At 51.3% G+C, this 5,265-nt stretch carries 2 tRNA genes and 3 rRNA genes; all 5 read right to left on the bottom strand.

Going from position 1 to position 5,265, the window contains the following annotated elements:
- Positions 1-22: 22 nt before the first annotated feature.
- Positions 23-138: ribosomal RNA gene (rrf, locus tag HCI85_RS20850) — 5S ribosomal RNA — on the bottom strand.
- A 142-nt stretch (positions 139-280) separates the two neighbouring features.
- A 23S ribosomal RNA gene (locus HCI85_RS20845) occupies positions 281-3,170 on the bottom strand.
- Between the two features lie 245 nt (positions 3,171-3,415).
- Positions 3,416-3,491 (bottom strand) — tRNA-Ala (locus tag HCI85_RS20840).
- Positions 3,492-3,522: 31 nt separating this feature from the next.
- Positions 3,523-3,599: transfer RNA gene (locus HCI85_RS20835), tRNA-Ile, on the bottom strand.
- 65 nt (positions 3,600-3,664) lie between these two features.
- A 16S ribosomal RNA gene (locus HCI85_RS20830) occupies positions 3,665-5,201 on the bottom strand.
- The 16S, 23S and 5S rRNA genes sit together here with 2 tRNA genes alongside, the layout of an rRNA operon.
- Between the last annotated feature and the right edge of the window lie 64 nt (positions 5,202-5,265).

Below are 5,265 nucleotides of genomic sequence, written 5' to 3'. Positions count from 1 at the left end.
GATCGGGGGTTTTGGTATAGGTGCTTGACGATGACCTACTCTCACATGGGGAAACCCCACACTACCATCGGCGATGCATCGTTTCACTACTGAGTTCGGGATGGGATCAGGTGGTTCCAATGCTCTATGGTCGTCAAGCGATTCAGCTGAGATGTCGTGCTGCTTACGCGGCTCGCTACCTCGAATTGGGTATGTGATAAATGGTTTTGCAGTTCTTACAAATTTTCGGCTGTTGCAGTCTTCATAGAGACACGCAAACATCAAATTGTTTGGGTGTTATATGGTCAAGCCTCACGGGCAATTAGTATTGGTTAGCTCAACGCCTCACAGCGCTTACACACCCAACCTATCAACGTCGTAGTCTTCGACGGCCCTTTAGGGAACTCAAGGTTCCAGTGAGATCTCATCTCGAGGCAAGTTTCCCGCTTAGATGCTTTCAGCGGTTATCTTTTCCGAACATAGCTACCCGGCAATGCCACTGGCGTGACAACCGGAACACCAGAGGTTCGTCCACTCCGGTCCTCTCGTACTAGGAGCAGCCCCTCTCAAATCTCAAACGTCCACGGCAGATAGGGACCGAACTGTCTCACGACGTTCTAAACCCAGCTCGCGTACCACTTTAAATGGCGAACAGCCATACCCTTGGGACCGGCTTCAGCCCCAGGATGTGATGAGCCGACATCGAGGTGCCAAACACCGCCGTCGATATGAACTCTTGGGCGGTATCAGCCTGTTATCCCCGGAGTACCTTTTATCCGTTGAGCGATGGCCCTTCCATACAGAACCACCGGATCACTAAGACCTACTTTCGTACCTGCTCGACGTGTCTGTCTCGCAGTCAAGCGCGCTTTTGCCTTTATACTCTACGACCGATTTCCGACCGGTCTGAGCGCACCTTCGTACTCCTCCGTTACTCTTTAGGAGGAGACCGCCCCAGTCAAACTACCCACCATACACTGTCCTCGATCCGGATAACGGACCAGAGTTAGAACCTCAAGGTTACCAGGGTGGTATTTCAAGGTTGGCTCCACGCGAACTGGCGTCCACGCTTCAAAGCCTCCCACCTATCCTACACAAGTAAACTCAAAGTCCAGTGCAAAGCTATAGTAAAGGTTCACGGGGTCTTTCCGTCTAGCCGCGGATACACTGCATCTTCACAGCGATTTCAATTTCACTGAGTCTCGGGTGGAGACAGCGCCGCCATCGTTACGCCATTCGTGCAGGTCGGAACTTACCCGACAAGGAATTTCGCTACCTTAGGACCGTTATAGTTACGGCCGCCGTTTACCGGGGCTTCGATCAAGAGCTTCGCGTTAGCTAACCCCATCAATTAACCTTCCGGCACCGGGCAGGCGTCACACCCTATACGTCCACTTTCGTGTTTGCAGAGTGCTGTGTTTTTAATAAACAGTCGCAGCGGCCTGGTATCTTCGACCGGCATGGGCTTACGCAGTAAATGCTTCACCCTCACCGGCGCACCTTCTCCCGAAGTTACGGTGCCATTTTGCCTAGTTCCTTCACCCGAGTTCTCTCAAGCGCCTTGGTATTCTCTACCTAACCACCTGTGTCGGTTTGGGGTACGGTTCCTAATTACCTGAAGCTTAGAAGCTTTTCCTGGAAGCATGGCATCAACCACTTCGTCATCTAAAAGATAACTCGTCATCAGTTCTCGGCCTTGATTTCCCGGATTTACCTAAGAAATCAGCCTACCACCTTAAACACGGACAACCAACGCCGTGCTGGCCTAGCCTTCTCCGTCCCTCCATCGCAGTAATTAGAAGTACGGGAATATTAACCCGTTTCCCATCGACTACGCATTTCTGCCTCGCCTTAGGGGCCGACTCACCCTGCGTCGATTAACGTTGCGCAGGAAACCTTGGTCTTTCGGCGTGGGAGTTTTTCACTCCCATTGTCGTTACTCATGTCAGCATTCGCACTTCTGATACCTCCAGCAAGCTTCTCAACTCACCTTCACAGGCTTACAGAACGCTCCTCTACCGCTCAACTTACGTTGAACCCGTAGCTTCGGTGTATGGTTTGAGCCCCGTTACATCTTCCGCGCAGGCCGACTCGACTAGTGAGCTATTACGCTTTCTTTAAAGGGTGGCTGCTTCTAAGCCAACCTCCTAGCTGTCTAAGCCTTCCCACATCGTTTCCCACTTAACCATAACTTTGGGACCTTAGCTGACGGTCTGGGTTGTTTCCCTTTTCACGACGGACGTTAGCACCCGCCGTGTGTCTCCCGTGCTGACACTTGTTGGTATTCGGAGTTTGCATCGGTTTGGTAAGTCGGGATGACCCCCTAGCCGAAACAGTGCTCTACCCCCAACAGTGATACACGAGGCGCTACCTAAATAGCTTTCGAGGAGAACCAGCTATCTCCGAGCTTGATTAGCCTTTCACTCCGATCCACAGGTCATCCGCTAACTTTTCAACGGTAGTCGGTTCGGTCCTCCAGTTAGTGTTACCCAACCTTCAACCTGCCCATGGATAGATCGCCCGGTTTCGGGTCTATACCCAGCGACTGTCGCCCTATTAAGACTCGCTTTCGCTACGCCTCCCCTATTCGGTTAAGCTCGCCACTGAATATAAGTCGCTGACCCATTATACAAAAGGTACGCAGTCACCCAACAAAGTGGGCTCCCACTGCTTGTACGCATACGGTTTCAGGATCTATTTCACTCCCCTCTCCGGGGTTCTTTTCGCCTTTCCCTCACGGTACTAGTTCACTATCGGTCAGTCAGTAGTATTTAGCCTTGGAGGATGGTCCCCCCATATTCAGACAAAGTTTCTCGTGCTCCGTCCTACTCGATTTCATTGATAAGAGAATTTCGTGTACGGGGCTATCACCCACTACGGCGGCACTTTCCAGAGCCTTCCACTATTCTCAAATCAACTTAAGGGCTAGTCCCCGTTCGCTCGCCACTACTAAGGGAATCTCGGTTGATTTCTATTCCTCAGGGTACTTAGATGTTTCAGTTCCCCTGGTTCGCCTTACACACCTATGTATTCAGTGTGTAATAACCAGCTTATGCTGGCTGGGTTCCCCCATTCAGAGATCTCCGGATCAAAGTCTGTTTGCCGACTCCCCGGAGCTTATCGCAGGCTACAACGTCTTTCATCGCCTCTGACTGCCAAGGCATCCACCGTATGCGCTTCTTCACTTGACCATATAACCCCAAGCAATCTGGTTATTGTCTCTAACGTGAAGACGACATTCGCCGAAAATTTGCAATTGAGAACTACAAATTTTACCTTGACCAAATTAATTACCAGTGAAAGTAATCAATCAGTCACTTCTATCACATACCCAAATTTTTAAAGAACGATTTTCTTACTGGTCAAAGACCAGAAATCAACATTCATCTACTAACAGTAGGAACGCTCATTTCTGAACTCTTAACGAAGCTGTATATGGTGGAGCCAAGCGGGATCGAACCGCTGACCTCCTGCGTGCAAGGCAGGCGCTCTCCCAGCTGAGCTATGGCCCCATATTCTTACAAGGCCAAACCCCACAACAATTGGTGGGTCTGGGCAGATTCGAACTGCCGACCTCACCCTTATCAGGGGTGCGCTCTAACCAACTGAGCTACAGACCCAATCGTCTTTCGCAATGAATCAAGCAATTCGTGTGGGAACTTATGAAGAAGCTGAAGTCTTCGATTAAGGAGGTGATCCAGCCGCAGGTTCCCCTACGGCTACCTTGTTACGACTTCACCCCAGTCATGAATCACACCGTGGTAACCGTCCCCCTTGCGGTTAGACTAGCTACTTCTGGTGCAACCCACTCCCATGGTGTGACGGGCGGTGTGTACAAGGCCCGGGAACGTATTCACCGTGACATTCTGATTCACGATTACTAGCGATTCCGACTTCACGCAGTCGAGTTGCAGACTGCGATCCGGACTACGATCGGTTTTATGGGATTAGCTCCACCTCGCGGCTTGGCAACCCTTTGTACCGACCATTGTAGCACGTGTGTAGCCCTGGCCGTAAGGGCCATGATGACTTGACGTCATCCCCACCTTCCTCCGGTTTGTCACCGGCAGTCTCCTTAGAGTTCCCACCATTACGTGCTGGTAACTAAGGACAAGGGTTGCGCTCGTTACGGGACTTAACCCAACATCTCACGACACGAGCTGACGACAGCCATGCAGCACCTGTGTCTGAGTTCCCGAAGGCACCAATCTATCTCTAGAAAGTTCTCAGCATGTCAAGGCCAGGTAAGGTTCTTCGCGTTGCTTCGAATTAAACCACATGCTCCACCGCTTGTGCGGGCCCCCGTCAATTCATTTGAGTTTTAACCTTGCGGCCGTACTCCCCAGGCGGTCAACTTAATGCGTTAGCTGCGCCACTAAGAGTTCAAGACTCCCAACGGCTAGTTGACATCGTTTACGGCGTGGACTACCAGGGTATCTAATCCTGTTTGCTCCCCACGCTTTCGCACCTCAGTGTCAGTATCAGTCCAGGTGGTCGCCTTCGCCACTGGTGTTCCTTCCTATATCTACGCATTTCACCGCTACACAGGAAATTCCACCACCCTCTACCGTACTCTAGCTCAGCAGTTTTGAAAGCAGTTCCCAGGTTGAGCCCGGGGATTTCACTTCCAACTTACTGAACCACCTACGCGCGCTTTACGCCCAGTAATTCCGATTAACGCTTGCACCCTTCGTATTACCGCGGCTGCTGGCACGAAGTTAGCCGGTGCTTATTCTGTCGGTAACGTCAAAGTAGCAACGTATTAAGTTACTACCCTTCCTCCCAACTTAAAGTGCTTTACAATCCGAAGACCTTCTTCACACACGCGGCATGGCTGGATCAGGCTTTCGCCCATTGTCCAATATTCCCCACTGCTGCCTCCCGTAGGAGTCTGGACCGTGTCTCAGTTCCAGTGTGACTGATCATCCTCTCAGACCAGTTACGGATCGTCGCCTTGGTGAGCCATTACCTCACCAACTAGCTAATCCGACCTAGGCTCATCTAATGGCGCGAGGCCCGAAGGTCCCCCGCTTTCTCCCGTAGGACGTATGCGGTATTAGCGTCCGTTTCCGAACGTTATCCCCCACCACTAGGCAGATTCCTAGGCATTACTCACCCGTCCGCCGCTCTCAAGAGAAGCAAGCTCCTCTCTACCGCTCGACTTGCATGTGTTAGGCCTGCCGCCAGCGTTCAATCTGAGCCATGATCAAACTCTTCAGTTCAATACTGCTTGGGTTTTGAGAAAACCCTAAACTTAGCTCAGCAATCGTTGGTTACATCTTTGAT

This window comes from Pseudomonas sp. OTU750018, from assembly GCF_011636575.1.
Taxonomy (GTDB): domain Bacteria; phylum Pseudomonadota; class Gammaproteobacteria; order Pseudomonadales; family Pseudomonadaceae; genus Aquipseudomonas; species Aquipseudomonas peli.
Note: the sequence above shows the minus strand (reverse complement) of the source record. Positions and strands in the feature narration are given on the sequence as shown.